The organism is Amycolatopsis sp. NPDC024027, from assembly GCF_040638975.1.
Lineage (GTDB): Bacteria > Actinomycetota > Actinomycetes > Mycobacteriales > Pseudonocardiaceae > Amycolatopsis.
Map to the genome: position 1 here is coordinate 49,336 of NZ_JBEZYY010000009.1, position 14,630 is coordinate 63,965.

Genomic DNA, 14,630 nt, shown 5'->3' on the forward strand with positions numbered 1-14,630 from the left:
TCGGAATCGTCAGGACAGGTGGCGGAGGCGGCGGAAGCAGAACCAGGTGAGCAGGGCCGTCATGGCGAGGTAGAGCGCCAGTTCGAGCCACTGCAGCGGCCAGAACCGGGAGCCCGGCTGGAAGGTCAGGCGCTGCTGGTAGCCGTGGGCGCCCAGCTGGGCCATGCACGTTTCCATGGAGCCGTGTTCCGGCGGGCCCGCACCCGGCCGCGGTGCGCAGGTCTGCACGAAGTCCGGCAGCGGGTCGGCCACGTTGCCTGCCGGGTCCAGGGTTTCGTTCGCCAGCTCCCACGCGCCGGGCTGCTTCCGCACGCCGATCTCCAGGATCCCGTGGGTGTCGTCGCCGCTGATGTTCGTGATGTTCTCCCCGGTGATCGCGACCGTCTGGGTCTGCGGTGGCAGCAGGTACGGCCGCACGAAGCTGGGCACCAGGAGCAGCACGGCGGCGAGGGTGATGAGCGTGACGGCCATGGCGGCCACGGTCCGCTTCAGCAGCATCCCGACCGCGACGCCGAGCGCGAGGGCAAAGGCCGCGTAACCGATCGGGACGATCCCGCGCGCGCCGAACACCACCGGCGAGATGCGCGACATCATGCCGCGATCGGTCTGCGTGGCGGCGAGCGCGTCGATCGGGCTCGCCCACCACGACACCGCCCAGCCGAGCAACCCGGCCGCCACCATCGCGGCGAGCAGGCCGAAGCCGAGCTTGGTGGTGAGCCACCGCTTGCGCGTGACGGTCTGGTTCCACACCAGGCTGTGCGTGCCGCTCTCCAGCTCGCGCGTGATCATCGGGACGCCCCAGAAGACGGCGATGACCGCGGGCAGCAGGTACAGCGCCAGGATGGTCCCCTGGAGGAGGACATCCTGGTCGGAGAAGTTCGTGCGCCCGACCAGGTCCGGCCCGGTGATCGCGAGCACCACGGCGATCGCGATCAGGCCGGCGAACACCGACAGCGCGGGCATGCGGAACTGGCGCCAGGTCAGCCAGGTCATCGGAGGACCTCCAGGGCGGGGCGGGCGGCGGTGGGGTTGCTCATGTACTCGAGGACCAGGTCCTCCAGCCCGAGCTGCCCGACCGTCCAGGCGGGATCGAGGATCGGCGCTTCGGTGCGGACGAGGACGGTGGTCTGGCGATCGGTGTGCTTCGCGGAGACGACGTGCTGGTCCGCCGGGAGCGTCTCGACGTCGCGGCGCGGCCCGGAAAGCCGGTGGTGCGTGGCGAGCAGCGTCTCCACTTCACCGATCACCCGGACCTGCGAGTCCACCAGCACGACGAGGTGGTCGCAGACCCGTTCCAGGTCGTTGACCAGGTGCGAGGACATCACGACGGAGAGCCCGTGCTCGGCGACGGCTTCCATGAGGTCCTGCAGGAACTCCCGGCGCGCCAGCGGGTCCAGCGCCGCGACCGGCTCGTCGAGCAGCAGCAGTTCGGGACGCTTGGCGATGCCGATCGTGAGCGCCAGCTGGGCGCGCTGGCCGCCGGACAGCTTGCCGGCGTGCTGCTTCGGGTCCAGCCCGAGCCGTTCGATGCGCTTCTCGGCGAGCGAAGCGTCCCAGCCGGGGTTGAGGTGGGCGCCGAGCCTCAGGTGCTCCTCGATGGACAGTCCACTGTAGACCGGAGTGTTCTGGGCGACGTACCCGACCTTGGCCAGCTGCTCCGGGCCGCTGCCCGGCACCCCGCCGCACACCTCGATCGTGCCGGTCGTCGGCTCCAGCATGCCGGCCGCGATGTTCAGCAGCGTCGACTTGCCGGCCCCGTTCGGCCCGACGAGCCCGGTGACGTGGCCGGCTTCGATCTCGAGCGTGCAGCCGGCCAGCGCCTGCTTGCGCCCGTACTTCTTGCCCAGTCCCTGGGCTTTCAGGACAGTCACGCTATGTCCTCTCTGGCGGAGTCGCGAAACGTGGACATCAACAAGGCTTCGATGCTCTCCTCGTCGAGACCCGCCTTGCGGGCCTGGGAAAGCCAGCGGCGCAGGTCGCGCCGCAGCGGCCCGAGCACGGCGAACGACGCGCCGCCGTTCAACGTCGCCGTCACGAACGTGCCGACGCCGGGGCGGGCCGCGACCAGGCCGTCGTGCTCCAGCTCGCGGTAGGCCTTCAGCACGGTGTTCGGGTTGATCGCCAGGCTCGCGACCACGTCTTTGACCTTCGGGAGCTGGTCTCCCTCGTTCAGCAGGCCGAGGCGCAGCGCGTGCCGCACCTGCTGGACCAGCTGCTGGTACGGCGACAAGCCGGACCTCGCGTCCAGGTGGAACTCGATCATCGGCAACTCCATTTAACTAGTCTCCTAGTACTATAGCTACATGGTGTCACTGCCGCCAGTCCTCATCCGGGGCTCCGCCACCCCGGAACCCCGAAAGCCGCCAGTGATCTTTTTTGCCGACCGGAGTCAACCTCGGCGCCCCTCGCCCGTCTGTGGAGGCGAAGTGATCGTTTCCTCTCCGAAGGGACTATTCGTGCGTCGATTTTCTGGGGGAGGCATCGTGCGCGGCGTGGTCGTCGCACTCGGTGTCTCGATGGCCGTCGCGGCGGGCCCGGCGGTCGCGTCCGCGGCACCGGCCTCCATCGACAAGGTGCCGACGCCGCAGCTGAGCTGGGCCGACTGCGCCGACGGGTTCCAGTGCTCCAAGGCTTCCGTGCCGCTGGACTACGACCGGCCGGCCGGCACGAAGATCGACCTGGCGCTGATCAAGCTGCCCGCCACCGATCCCACGCACCGGATCGGCACGCTGTTCGTCAACTTCGGCGGGCCCGGCGCGTCCGGCCTGCAGCGGCTCCGGGAGCGCGGCAAGTGGCCGTGGCTGTTCTCCGACGAACTGCGCGCGCGGTTCGACCTGGTCTCGTGGGACCCGCGCGGGATCGCCAACAGCACGGCGGTCCGGTGCTTCGACACCCTGGCCGAGCAGCAGGACTTCTTCGGGTCGTTCCCGGAGATGCCGGGCGACCCGAGCGGCAACGCGGCCTTCTACGCCAAGTCGAAGGAGCTCGCCGACCGCTGCTCGGCGAAGGCCGGCCCGATCCTCGAGCACGTCTCGACGGCCAACACGGCCCGTGACCTGGAACTGCTCCGCCGCGCGGTCGGCGACCCCAAGCTGAACTACCACGGCATTTCCTACGGAACACAGCTCGGGGCGACCTACGCGAACCTGTTCCCGAACCGCATCCGGGCGATGGTGTTCGACGGCACCATGGACTTCACCGGCAACTCGACCGGGCAGAACGGCAACGGCAAGAGCGTCCCGCTGGACACCAGGCAGGACGTCGCGACCGGCATCGCGCAGACCTTCGAGCAGTTCCTGAGGCTGTGCACGGAAGCGGGCCCGAAGTGCGCCTTCTCGTCGGGTGACCCGAAGGCGAAGTGGGCGGCGCTCACGGCGCGCGCCAAGCAGGCCCCCATCGTCAGCGACGGCGAGACGTGGACCTACTCGGGCATCATCAACGCGGCGGCCGACCTGTCCGACTCGCGGGGCTGGGCGGACATCGCCGCGCTGCTGCAGCGGCTCTACGACGCGCCGGCCACGCCGGCCCTGCGTACGGCCGCCGCGGTGGCCGGTGAGCAGTACACCTCGAACCGGACCGAGTCGTTCAACGCCATCCAGTGCTCCGACAGCGACGTGCCCACCGACCCGGCGATCTACAGCCGCTACGCCGAGTCCGAGGACCAGCGCGTGCCGTACTTCGGGCGGATCGCCGTGCTGGACATGATGAGCTGCGCGTACTGGAAGGCGAAGGACGCCGACCGCTACACGGGCCCGTGGAACCGCCCGACGTCGGCGGAGATCCTCGTGCTGAACAACCGCTACGACCCGTCCACCCCGCTGCACGGCGCACAGGACGGCGCCGCGGAACTGGCGCGGGCGCGGGTGTTCGTGACCGAGGGCTACGGGCACTCGTCGATGTACGTGCCGAGCACGTGCACCGAGAAGGTCAAGCGGGACTACCTGATCTCGGGGACCTTCCCCGCGGCGGGCAAGACCTGCACGATCGACGCCAGCCCGTTCGCGGGCTGATCCTGATCGGGGCGGGCCGCACTGGTGACGGTGCGGCCCGCCGTCACGAAGGCCGGCTTTTCGGGGGTCCGGGTGGCGGAGCCCCCGGCCCGAGGCGAAGCCTCGGATGAAAAGGCGTCCCGCGGGTGCTGCACCGACGCCAGGCTGAGGATGTCGCGGCCGAACAGCGCCTGCGTCAACCACACCGCGAGCACCCGGACCTTGCGTTCCCAGGTGGGCACGGCGAGCACGTGGTAGCCGCGGTGCACCAGCCACGCCGGAAGTCCTTTGAGGACCAGGCGCTTGTACTGGAAGATCCCGCGGCCCAGGCCGAGCGTCGCGATGGCGCCCAGGCTGTGGTGCACGTACGGCTTCGGTTCCCGGCCGCGCAGCGTCGCGATGATGTTGCGGGCCAGCAGCTTTCCCTGCCGGTAGGCGTGCTGGGCGTTGGGCACGGTCCGCGTGCCCGGGACCGGCGAAGTGAGGTCGGGCACCGCGGCGTCGTCCCCGGCGGCCCAGGCGTCGGCCACACCCTGGACGCGCAAATCCGGCCGCACGACGACGAAGCCGCGTTCGTCGACCGGGAGGTCGGTGTGCCGGCCGATGACGGGGTTGGCGCCGTTGCCCGCGGTCCAGACGATCAGCTCCGAGTCGAATCCCTCGCCGGTCGAGAGCGTCACGTGACCGTTCTTCGCCGACGTCACCAGGGTGTTCAGGTGGATGTGGCCGCCCCGGCGTTCCAGCTCCCGCACGACCCAGCGGCCCGGCCGGTCGGTGACCTCGGGCAGGATCCGGGCCGACGCCTCGACGAGGTGGAACCGGAGTTCGTCGCGGTGCAGTTCCGGGTAGCGCTCGAGCAGCGCGGTCGCGAGCGACAGGAGTTCGCCGAAGCCCTCGACGCCCGAGAAACCGCCGCCGACGAAGGTGACGGTGAGCAGCTTCCGCCGCTGCGGGCCGTCGGGCAGCGCGGCGGCCCGGTCGAAGGCGGTGAGCAGCCGGTCCCGGATCGCGACGGCCTCTTCGACGTGCTTGAGGCCGATGGCCTGCTCGGCGATGCCCGGCACCGGCAGCGTCCGGGTGACCGCACCGGCGGTGACGACGAGCAGGTCGTAGCGTCGTTCGAAAGCTGCACCGTCGGCCGGCTGCACGGTGACGACGCGGTGGGCGTGGTCGATGGCGGTCACCTTCCCGGCGACGACCCGGGTGCGGCGCAGGTGCCGCCGCAGCGACACGGCGGCGTGCCGCGCCTCGACCGAACCGGCGACGACCTCGGGCAGGAACGGCTGGTAGGTGAGGTAGGGCCGCGGGTCGACGAGGGTGACTTCGGCCTCCCCACGACGCAGCTTCTTCTCGAGCTTCCAGGCGGCGTAGAAGCCCGCGTAACCACCGCCGACGATCAGGATCTGGCGCATTCGGTCCTCTTTTCTCGCTTCACCTCCTGGACGAGGCAGCGGACGAGGGTGTGACCGCGATGCGCGTCACAGCGGATCGGGCAGAATCACGTGGATGGCGCACACCGTCCGGCCCCTCGGCACCTCGACGTGGGCCGCGTTCGCGGAGCTCGTCGAACGGAACAACGGGGTCTTCGGCGGCTGCTGGTGCCTCGGGTTCCACCCGGAACGCGGGCAGCGGGGCCCGGTCCGCCGCACGCTCAAGGAAGACCGGGTCCGGACGGGCGGCGCGCACGCCGCGCTCGTGTTCGACGAGGACGGCGTCGCGCAAGGCTGGTGCCAGTACGGCGATCCCGGTGAGCTGCCCGGGATCAAGCACCGGCGGGCCTACGACAAGGACGCGCCGCCGCGGCCGGACTGGCGGATCACCTGCTTCTTCGTCGACAAGAAGCACCGGGGCCGTGGCGTCGCGCGCACGGCACTGGCCGGGGCGCTCGGCCTGATCGCGGAGGCCGGCGGCGGGCTCGTCGAGGCCGTCTCCGAGGTGACCGCCGGCCGGGACGCGCCGGGGAGATTTCTGTTCACCGGCACCGTGGAGCTGTTCGAAGAGTTCGGGTTCGCCCGGGGGCGGCAGCTCGGCACGCACGCGTGGATCGTGAGCCGGGTGGTCGGCCCGCGGCCACCGGAAGACGGGGGAGAGCATGGCTTCGAGCAGGCATGACGGCGACACCTGGGACCTGGCGTCCAGCGTCGGCGCGACCGCCACGATGGCCGCCGCGGCGCGGGCGATGGCGACCCGCGCGGATCCGTCGCTCATCGACGACCGGTTCGCCGAACCGCTCGTCCGGGCGGTCGGCGTCGACCTCCTCACCCGGCTGGCGAGCGGCGAAGCGGCGCCCGGCGACCTGGTCGAGCAGGTGTGGATCGACGTGGCCAAGGTGCGGACGAAGTTCTACGACGAGTTCTTCCGCGCGGCGGGTCTCCCGCAGGCCGTGATCCTGGCCTCGGGCCTGGATTCGCGCGCTTACCGGCTGCCGTGGCCCGCCGGGACCGTCGTGTACGAGGTCGACCGGCCGGAGGTCCTCGAATTCAAGACCCGCACCCTGGCCGGGCTGGGTGCCGAGCCCACCGCCGACCGGCGGGTGGTGGCGGCCGACCTGCGCGAGGACTGGGCCGCCGCCCTGCGCGCCGCCGGCTTCGACCCGGCGCGGCCGACCGCGTGGAGCGCCGAAGGCCTGCTCGGCTACCTGCCGCCCGAGGCGCAGGACCGGCTGCTCGACACCATCACCGGACTCAGCGCGCCGGGCAGCCGGGTGGCCACCGAGAACCGGCCCACCCCGCGACCGGGCGACGAGGCCAGGACGAAGGCAGGCCTGGACCGGCTCTCCGGACGCTGGCGCGAGCACAGCTTCGACACGGACATGGCGAGGTTGCGCTATTTCGGTGAACGCAACGAAGCGGCGCCCTACCTGGCCGCCCGTGGCTGGGAGCTGACCGGGAGCACCGTCCGGGAGCTGCTCGCGGCCCACGGTCTCGCCCCCCTGGAGGACGACGACCTGCGCACGGGCGACGTGCGTTACGTCAGCGGCGTCCTCCCCCCGATGCCGCGCCCGGCTTGACAGCGGGGCCGCCCGTCTCGCACTATGCGAACAAGTGTTCGATGATTGTTCTGGGTTCGCCTGTGGCTTCCTGACGCGGGTGTCTCCGGTACGAGTACGTGGTGCTGGAGGTGAGCGGTGGCGGTGCCGGAGGCGCTCACGGCCATCCCCGGGGTGCGCACGGCCGCGCAGCTGCGTGAGCCGGACGCGGGGCCGGGTGAGTTGCTGACGGTGCTGCCCGAGCTGGCCCGCCTGCTCCCCGGCGGCGGGCTGCGGCGCGGCAGCACGATCGCGGTGCGCGGAGGAACATCGCTGGTACTGGCCCTCCTCGCGGCGGCCACCCGCAACGGTTCCTGGGCGGCGGTGACCGGCTTGCCGGAACTGGGCTTGGCCGCGGCCGCCGAACTCGGCGTCGACCTGGAGCGCGTCGCGCTGGTGCCGGACCCGGGCGCGGAGCTGGTGGCGGTGTTGTCGGCGCTGGTCGACGGGTTCGATCTGGTGGTCCTCGGCCCGGCACCGGTGTCGGACCAGACGGCCCGCCGCCTGGCGGGCCGGGTCCGCAACCGGGGAACGGTCCTGCTGACGGCGGGCTCCTGGCCGGGAGCCGACCTGGAGCTGAGGGTGTCGGGCCGCCGCTGGCACGGCCTGACCCAGGACGGCCACGGCCATTTGCGCGCCCGCGACGTGGTGGCGACCAGCCGCGGCCGAGGCGCGGCGGCGCGCCCGTCTTCGGTGGGGCTGCTCCTCCCGGGCCCGGAAGGAGCGGTGACCGGTGGCGACCTCCCGGGGCGGCGCCTGGTCGAGGTGGCCGGGTGACCTCGGCGGCGCGGGTGTGGGTGCCGGGGGTTTCGGGCTGGGTTTTGGGCCGGGTTTTGGGCCGGTCGGGGTCCGGGATGAGCGCGGTGCCGAGGCTGCTTGGGTCGGCTGGGTCGGTGGTCGGCTGGGGTGGCCGGGTCAGGTCGGCGGCGGTGGCCGGTCGGGGTGCGGGATGAGCGCGGTGGCGAGGCTGCGCGCGCTGACCGGGGCGGTGCTCGGCCGAGGGCGCCGGATGAGGTCGGTGGCCGGCCGGTCGAGGCGCGGGATCATTGCCGCGCCGAAGCCGCTTGACTGGTGCGTTGGTGGGCGGGTTCGCTGCCCGAGGTCGGTGCCGGTGGCCGGCCGCGGGGTGAGTGGTGCACCGAGGTTGCTCGTCGCGCTGGTTGGCGGATGAGCGATGCGCCACGGTTGCTCGTGCTGTGGTGCCCGGACTGGCCGGTCGTCGCCGCCGGGGCTGCTGCCGGGACCCCGCCCACCTCTGCCGCCGCCGTTTTCTCCGCCAATCGCGTTGTGGCCTGCTCCGCTTCCGCGCGGCACCAGGGCGTCGGGCGGGGGATGCGGCGCCGGGATGCGCAGTCGCGGTGTCCCGGACTCGTGGTGCACCAGCACGATCCCGATCGGGATGCGCGGCTGTTCGAACCCGTGGCCGCCGCCGTCGAAGCGCAGGCCGTCGGGGTCGAAGTCGTGCGGCCCGGGCTGGTCGCCGTGCCCGTCGACGGGGCCGCCGGGTACTTCGGCGGGGAGGCCGCCCTCGCCGAACTGCTCATCGACGAAGCCGCCGCCCGGGCCGGGGTCGAATGCCAGGTCGGGATCGCCGACGGGCTGTTCGCCGCCACCCTCGCCGCCCGCCGATCGGCGCTCGTTCCGCGTGGCCGGGCGCACGAATTCCTCGCGCCGCTCTCGATCGCCGAGCTGAACCAGCCCGGCGACGACCGCGGGGAGCTCGTCGACCTGCTCAAGCGGCTCGGCCTGCGCACCCTCGGTGCGTTCGGCGCGCTGACCGAGCGCGACGTCGCCGGCCGCTTCCCGAAGGACGCCATCACCGCCCACCGCCTCGCGCGGGGCCTCTCCGAACGGCCGCCGCTGCGCCGCGCCCTCCCGCCGGACCTGGCGGTCACCGAAACCTTCGACGAACCTCTGCGAAGAATCGACGAAGCCGCCTTCGTCGCGAAAACCCTCGGCGAGCGCTTCTTCGCCGGGCTCGCGAACCACGGCCTCGCCTGCACGCGCCTGGCCATCGTCGCCGTCACCGAAGCCGGCGAAGAACGCGTACGCGTCTGGCGCTGCGCCGAGCCCCTCACCGCCCGCTCGACGGCCGATCGCGTGCGGTGGCAGTGCGAAGGCTGGCTCACCGCCCGGGACCGGCCCACCGCCGGCATCGTCCGGCTGCGCCTCGACCCCGAAGAGGTCGTCGGCGGCCAAGCGCTGCAGCTGCAGCTCGGCTCCGTGGGCCGCGACGCCGACGCCGCCGAACGCGCCGGCCGCGCCCTGGTCCGCATCCAGGGCCTGCTGGGCCCGGATGCGGTCGTCACCCCGCTGCTGGACGGCGGCCGCGGCCCGGCCGAACGCGTCCGGCTCATCCCGTGGGGCGAGCCGCGCCGGCCCCTGGCCGCGGACCGGCCGTGGCCGGGACGGCTGCCCGCGCCCTCGCCGACGGTGGTGCCGCCCCGCCCGGTGCCGGCCGAGGTGCTCGACGCGGTCGGCGACGTCGTCCGCTGCACCACGCGCGGCGAACTCGGCTACCCGCCGTCGACGGTCGCCGTCGCCGGGGGACCGCCGCGCCGGGTCATCGGCTCGGCGGGCCCGTGGGTCGTGCACCCGGCCCTCCCCGGCCGCCGCGGCGAGCGGCCCCTCGCCCGCGTCCAGGTGGTGCTGGAGGGCGACACCGCGGAAGACGGTGACATCGCGCTCCTGCTCCGGGTCACCGTCGGAGACGATCCACAGTGGACTGTCGAAGGCTGCTACGACTGACCACGAAAGGGTGACGAGACACCACCGAAAGCGACCATCCGGTGGCGAATTCCCCGAAAGAGAAAGAAAGTGTCAGACTTCCGGCCGATCGACGACGTACCGGATCAACGGCTATAACCGAAAGGATCTCCGGAAAGGACATCGACGTGGCCGGTTCGACGATTCTGCTGGCGTTGACCGGAATTCCGCCGGGGTCGGTGCCCGATGACCAGCTGGCGCGGATCTGCGAGCACCTCGCCGAAGACGGCCACGACGTCGTGCGCGCCGGCACCGGCGACGACGCGCTGGCCCTCGTGCAGAGCCGGGCCGATCTCACCGCCGCCCTCGTCAGCTGGGAGCTGGGTGACAGCGACGCGGCCGCCGAAGCCGTGCTGAAAGCGCTGGTCGGGCGGTTCACCCGGCTGCCGGTGTTCCTGGTGACCACCTCGACGTCGGTGGACGACCTGCCGCTGTGGGTGTCCGAAGTGATCTGCGGGTACGTGTGGCTGCTCGAGGACACGCCGGGGTTCATCGCCGGCCGGATCGGCGTGGCCGCCCGCCGGTACCGGGACGAAATACTGCCGCCGTTCTTCCGGGAACTCCGCCGGTTCGACGACACCCACGAATACTCCTGGCACACGCCGGCCCACGCCGGCGGTGTGGCTTTCCTGAAATCGCCGGTCGGGCGGGCGCTGTTCGACTACTACGGCGAACGGCTGTTCCGCACCGACCTCTCGATTTCCGTGGCGGAGCTCGGCTCGCTGTTCGAGCACACCGGGCCGATCGGCGACGCCGAGCGCAACGCCGCCCGGATCTTCGGCGCGGACCTGACGTACTTCGTGCTGCACGGCGATTCCACCGGTGACCGCATCGCCCTGCACGCCAGCATCGCCACCGACGAGCTGGTGCTCGTCGACCGCAACTGCCACAAGGCGATCTACCACGGGCTGACGCTGACCGGCGGCCGCCCGGTCTACCTCGTGCCCACGCGCAACGGCTACGGGCTGATGGGCCCGATCCCGCCCGCCGCGCTCACCCGCGAAGCGGTCGCCGAACTCGTGCCGAGCAGCCCGCTCGCGGCCGAGGCCGCCGCGCCGGAGCCGGTGTACGCGGTCATCACCAACTCGACCTACGACGGCCTGTGCTACGACGCCGTCCGCGTCGCCGAGCTGCTGGGGGCCAGCGTGCCGCGGCTGCACCTGGACGAGGCGTGGTTCGCCTACGCCCGGTTCCACCCGCTCTACGCCCGCCGCTACGGCATGGCCGTCGACAGCGACGCGGTGCCAGACACCCTCCGGCCCACCGTGTTCAGCACCCAGTCCACCCACAAGCTGCTCGCCGCGATGTCGCAGAGCGCGATGCTGCACGTCAAGAACGCGCCCCGGTCGCCGGTCGAGCACCGGCAGTTCAACGAGACGTTCATGATGCACGCGACCACGTCCCCGCTGTACCCGATGATCGCCGGGCTCGACGTCGCCGCCGGCATGATGGACGGGCCGGGCGGCCGGTGGCTGGTCGACGAGGCCGTCACCGAAGCCATCCGGTTCCGGCAGGCGGTGGCCCGCATCGGCCGCCGGATCGCCGCCGCCGGCGACCGGCCCGCCTGGTTCTTCGGCACGTGGCAGCCGGACGAGGTCGGTGACCCGGAAACCGGGCAGCGGTACCCGTTCGCGGACGCCCCGCTGGACCTGCTGCGCGGCGAACCCGCCTGCTGGAACCTCGAACCGGGGGCGGCCTGGCACGGCTTCCCCGATCTGGAGGAGGGGTACTGCCTGCTCGACCCGGTCAAGGTCAGCGTCACCTGCCCGGGCACCGACGCCGCGGGCACCGTGGCGGAGCAGGGCATCCCGGCGCGGATCCTCACCGCCTACCTCGAGACCCGGCGCATCGTCGTCGAGAAGACCGACGCGTACACCTGCTTGATCCTCTTCTCGATGGGCATCACCAAGGGCAAGTGGGGCACGCTCGTCGACGGCCTCCTCGACTTCAAGGCGCTCTACGACACCGGCGCGCGCCTCGCCGACGTCCTGCCCGCCCTGGTCGCGGCCCACCCGGCCCGCTACGGCGAGCTGACCCTGCGGGAACTGTGCGACCGGATGCACGCCCACCTGCGCGAGAGCGACCTCATCCCGCTGCTCGACGCGGCGTTCACCCACCCGCCGCGCCCGGAGCTCACCCCGGCGCAGACCTACCAGCGCCTGCTGCGCGGCGGCACCGAGCCGGTCCGCCTCGCCGAGCTCGCCCACCGGACGGTCGCCACCCAGGTCGTCACCACCCCGCCGGGGATCCCGGTCCTCATGCCGGGCGAGAACGCCGGTGGGCACGACGAGCCGACGCTGCGGTACCTGCGGGCCTTGGAGGACTTCGACCGGCACTTCCCGGGCTTCCCGAGCGAAACCCACGGTGTCGCGCGGGACACCGACGGCGACTACTGGATCACCTGCCTCCGCACCTGGTGACGGTCTTCGGCGGATTTTTCCCGGGGCGTGTCGAGAACGCGCGGCCGGCTCCGACTGGGGGGCATCGGCGGCCGAACGGGCCGCCCCCACGAGTGGAGCACGAACGATGACCAAGGTGACCGCCCAGATGTCGGTGTCCCTCGACGGCTTTTACACCGGCCCGCGGGACCCGCAGGGCAACCAGGACATGCGTGGCTGGATGCGGGGGCCCGAAGCGCCCGGCTTCTTCCGGGTCACCCGCTGGGCCGTCGACGCCATGGCCTGGCGCGAGCGGCAGGGCTTCGCCGGCGGCGAGCAGTCGATCGACTCGCAGATCATCGAGGAGACGTTCGCCGCGGCCGGGGCCTACGTCATGGGCCGGCGCATGTTCGACGCCGGCGAGGTCCCGTGGGGTGAGGAGCCGCCGTTCCGCGCCCCGGTGTTCGTCGTCACCCACCGGCCTCGGGAGGTCCTCGAACGCCGGGGTGGCACGTCCTTCACCTTCGTCACCGAAGGACCCGAGCGGGCCGTCGAGCTGGCCCGGGCCGCCGCCGGCGGCAAGGACGTGGCGGTGGCCGGCGGCGGGGAGCTCCTGCGCCAGGTGCTGGCCGCCGGGCTGCTCGACCAGCTCGAGCTGCACATCGCGCCGGTGCTGCTGGGCGAGGGCCAGCGCCTGTTCGGCCCCGGGCTCGGCCTCGGCCCGGACGACGGCATCGAGCTGGTCCCGGCCCGGGTCGTCGACGCGCCCGGCGTCACCCACCTCCGCTATACCGTCACCGGGCGGTCGAAACTGGTGCTGGACGACCGCGGGGCCAGCGGCGACCTGGTCGGACCGGCCAAGACCGGGCAGTGAGAGAGAGGACCGCGCCATGAAGTACATGCTGCTGATCTACGGCAACGAAGAAGCCTTCACCTCGATCGGCGCGGAGGCGCTCGCCGAGCTCATCCGCGAGACCGATGCGCTCAACCAGGAGCTGTTCGAGTCGGGCGAGCTGGTCGGCGCCTACGGCGTCGCCGACGAGGAGAACACCAAGATGGTCCGGGTCACCGGCGGGACGCCGGTGGTGACCGACGGTCCCTACGCCGAAGCCAAGGAGTTCCTGGGCAGCTTCATGATCGTCGACTGCGACGGCCTGGACCGGGCCTTGGAGATCGCGGCTCGCGCCCCGTCGGCGCGCTACTGGGGGGTCGAGGTGCGGCCGCTGATGCACGAGGCGAACGTCGGGCCGTGACCGGCTGGCAGGCCGTCCGGCGGCTGGTCCCGGAGGTGCTCGGCGTGCTGGTGCGCCGCTACGGCTTGTTCGACGCCTGCGAGGACGCCGTCCAGGAAGCGCTGGCGGCGGCCGCGGCCCAGTGGCCGGTGGCGGGGTGGCCGGAGAACCCGCGGGCCTGGCTGGTGACGGTGGCGTCGCGCCGCCTCGCCGACCAGGTGCGCAGCGACGCCGCCCGCCGCCGGCGGGAGGAGGCCGATGCCCTCCGCACGCCTCCTCCCGCCGGCGGCGAGGCCGAAGCCGGCGACGACACCCTCACGCTGCTGTTCCTGTGCTGCCACCCGGCGCTGACGCCGTCGTCGCAGGTCGCGCTGACCCTGCGGGCCGTCGGTGGCCTGTCGACCGCCGAGATCGCCCGGGCCTTCCTCGTGCCCGAGGCGACCATGGCCCAGCGCATCAGCCGGGCCAAGCACCGCATCAAGGCAGCCGGAGCCGGCTTCGAGCTGCCGCCGCCCGCCGAGCAGGCGGCGCGGCTCGGCGTCGTGCTCCACGTCGTCTACCTCGTCTTCAACGAGGGCTACACGGCCACGTCGGGGACGCGGCTGGTGCGGGCCGAGCTGACGGCCGAGGCCATCCGGCTGGCCCGCGAGCTGCACCGGCTGGTCCCCGGCGACGGCGAGGTGGCCGGGCTCCTGGCCCTGCTGCTGCTGACCGACGCCCGCCGCCCGGCCCGCACCGCCCCGGACGGGTCGCTCGTGCCGCTGAGCGAGCAGGATCGGACGCTCTGGGACACCGGCGCCATCGCCGAGGGCGTGGCCCTCGTGACCGGTGCCCTGTCGAGCGGCCCGATCGGCCCGTACCAGCTCCAGGCCGCGATCGCCGCCGTCCACGACGAGGCACCCACCGCCGGAGTCACCGACTGGCGGCAGATCCTGGCCCTCTACACGGTGCTGGAGCGCGTGGCCCCCAACCCGGCGGTGACGCTCAACCGGGCGGTGGCGGTGGCCGAGGTCCACGGACCCGCGGCCGGGCTGGCCCTGCTCGACGCCCTCTCCGCCGACGAGCGCATCTCCGCCTCCCACCACCTTCTGTCCGTGCGGGCCCACCTGCTGGAGCTGGCGGGCGACCACGAGGCGGCGCGCGCCGGCTACCGAGCGGCGGCCCGGCGCACCACCAGCGAACCCGAGCGGCGCCACCTGCTGACCCGCGCCGCACGGCTGGAGTGACGACTGTCGCT

13 protein-coding genes are annotated in these 14,630 nt (G+C 72.6%); 9 read left to right on the forward strand and 4 right to left on the reverse strand.

Annotated elements, in window-relative coordinates; translation table 11 throughout:
- Positions 1-9 precede the first annotated feature (9 nt).
- The 3 genes from AB0F52_RS22565 to AB0F52_RS22575 are packed head-to-tail and all read right to left on the reverse strand — an operon-like array spanning position 10 to position 2,263.
- Positions 10-993 (reverse strand): transporter, encoded by a 984-nt coding sequence (locus AB0F52_RS22565; protein ID WP_360174151.1) that lies wholly within the window; start codon positions 991-993, stop codon positions 10-12.
- Positions 990-1,871: an ABC transporter ATP-binding protein gene (locus AB0F52_RS22570; RefSeq protein WP_360174154.1), complete on the reverse strand. Its 882-nt coding sequence runs from the start codon at positions 1,869-1,871 to the stop codon at positions 990-992. Before AB0F52_RS22570 ends, AB0F52_RS22565 begins: the two co-directional genes overlap by 4 nt.
- Positions 1,868-2,263, reverse strand: coding sequence for a GntR family transcriptional regulator (locus tag AB0F52_RS22575; protein ID WP_285985611.1), 396 nt, complete (start codon positions 2,261-2,263; stop codon positions 1,868-1,870). The genes AB0F52_RS22570 and AB0F52_RS22575 overlap by 4 nt, the downstream gene beginning before the upstream one ends.
- A gap of 220 nt (positions 2,264-2,483) precedes the next feature.
- Here AB0F52_RS22575 and AB0F52_RS22580 point away from each other — a divergent pair, with 220 nt between their 5' ends.
- Positions 2,484-4,010 carry an alpha/beta hydrolase gene (locus AB0F52_RS22580; RefSeq protein ID WP_360174157.1) on the forward strand — a complete coding sequence of 509 codons (1,527 nt, stop codon included), beginning with the start codon at positions 2,484-2,486 and terminating at the stop codon, positions 4,008-4,010.
- On the opposite strand, the gene AB0F52_RS22585 is transcribed toward AB0F52_RS22580, so the two are convergent.
- A complete protein-coding gene (locus AB0F52_RS22585; RefSeq protein ID WP_360174160.1) occupies positions 3,938-5,401 on the reverse strand; it encodes an NAD(P)/FAD-dependent oxidoreductase in 1,464 nt (487 codons plus the stop codon). The two genes, AB0F52_RS22580 and AB0F52_RS22585, sit on opposite strands and share 73 nt — an antisense overlap.
- A 94-nt stretch (positions 5,402-5,495) precedes the next feature.
- Here AB0F52_RS22585 and AB0F52_RS22590 point away from each other — a divergent pair, with 94 nt between their 5' ends.
- From AB0F52_RS22590 to AB0F52_RS22625, 8 genes are all read left to right on the forward strand, one after another.
- On the forward strand, positions 5,496-6,101 hold the full coding sequence (locus tag AB0F52_RS22590; RefSeq protein WP_360174163.1) for a GNAT family N-acetyltransferase: 606 nt from the start codon (positions 5,496-5,498) through the stop codon (positions 6,099-6,101).
- Positions 6,082-6,999 (forward strand): class I SAM-dependent methyltransferase, encoded by a 918-nt coding sequence (locus AB0F52_RS22595; protein ID WP_360174166.1) that lies wholly within the window; start codon positions 6,082-6,084, stop codon positions 6,997-6,999. The genes AB0F52_RS22590 and AB0F52_RS22595 overlap by 20 nt, the downstream gene beginning before the upstream one ends.
- Positions 7,000-7,116: 117 nt before the next feature.
- The gene (locus AB0F52_RS22600; protein ID WP_360174169.1) at positions 7,117-7,794 is read left to right on the forward strand and encodes a hypothetical protein; all 678 of its coding nucleotides are present in this window, start codon (positions 7,117-7,119) and stop codon (positions 7,792-7,794) included.
- Between the two features lie 390 nt (positions 7,795-8,184).
- Positions 8,185-9,765, forward strand: a complete 1,581-nt coding sequence (locus AB0F52_RS22605; RefSeq protein WP_360174172.1) for a DNA polymerase Y family protein — start codon at positions 8,185-8,187, stop codon at positions 9,763-9,765.
- 146 nt (positions 9,766-9,911) lie between these two features.
- On the forward strand, positions 9,912-12,203 hold the full coding sequence (locus AB0F52_RS22610) for an Orn/Lys/Arg decarboxylase N-terminal domain-containing protein (protein ID WP_360174175.1): 2,292 nt from the start codon (positions 9,912-9,914) through the stop codon (positions 12,201-12,203).
- A 106-nt stretch (positions 12,204-12,309) separates the two neighbouring features.
- Positions 12,310-13,035: a dihydrofolate reductase family protein gene (locus AB0F52_RS22615; RefSeq protein ID WP_360174178.1), complete on the forward strand. Its 726-nt coding sequence runs from the start codon at positions 12,310-12,312 to the stop codon at positions 13,033-13,035.
- 16 nt (positions 13,036-13,051) lie between these two features.
- Complete coding sequence (locus AB0F52_RS22620) at positions 13,052-13,414, forward strand: YciI family protein (RefSeq protein ID WP_103341150.1); 363 nt, start codon at positions 13,052-13,054, stop codon at positions 13,412-13,414.
- A complete protein-coding gene (locus tag AB0F52_RS22625) occupies positions 13,411-14,619 on the forward strand; it encodes a DUF6596 domain-containing protein (protein WP_360174181.1) in 1,209 nt (402 codons plus the stop codon). Before AB0F52_RS22620 ends, AB0F52_RS22625 begins: the two co-directional genes overlap by 4 nt.
- Positions 14,620-14,630 lie beyond the last annotated feature (11 nt).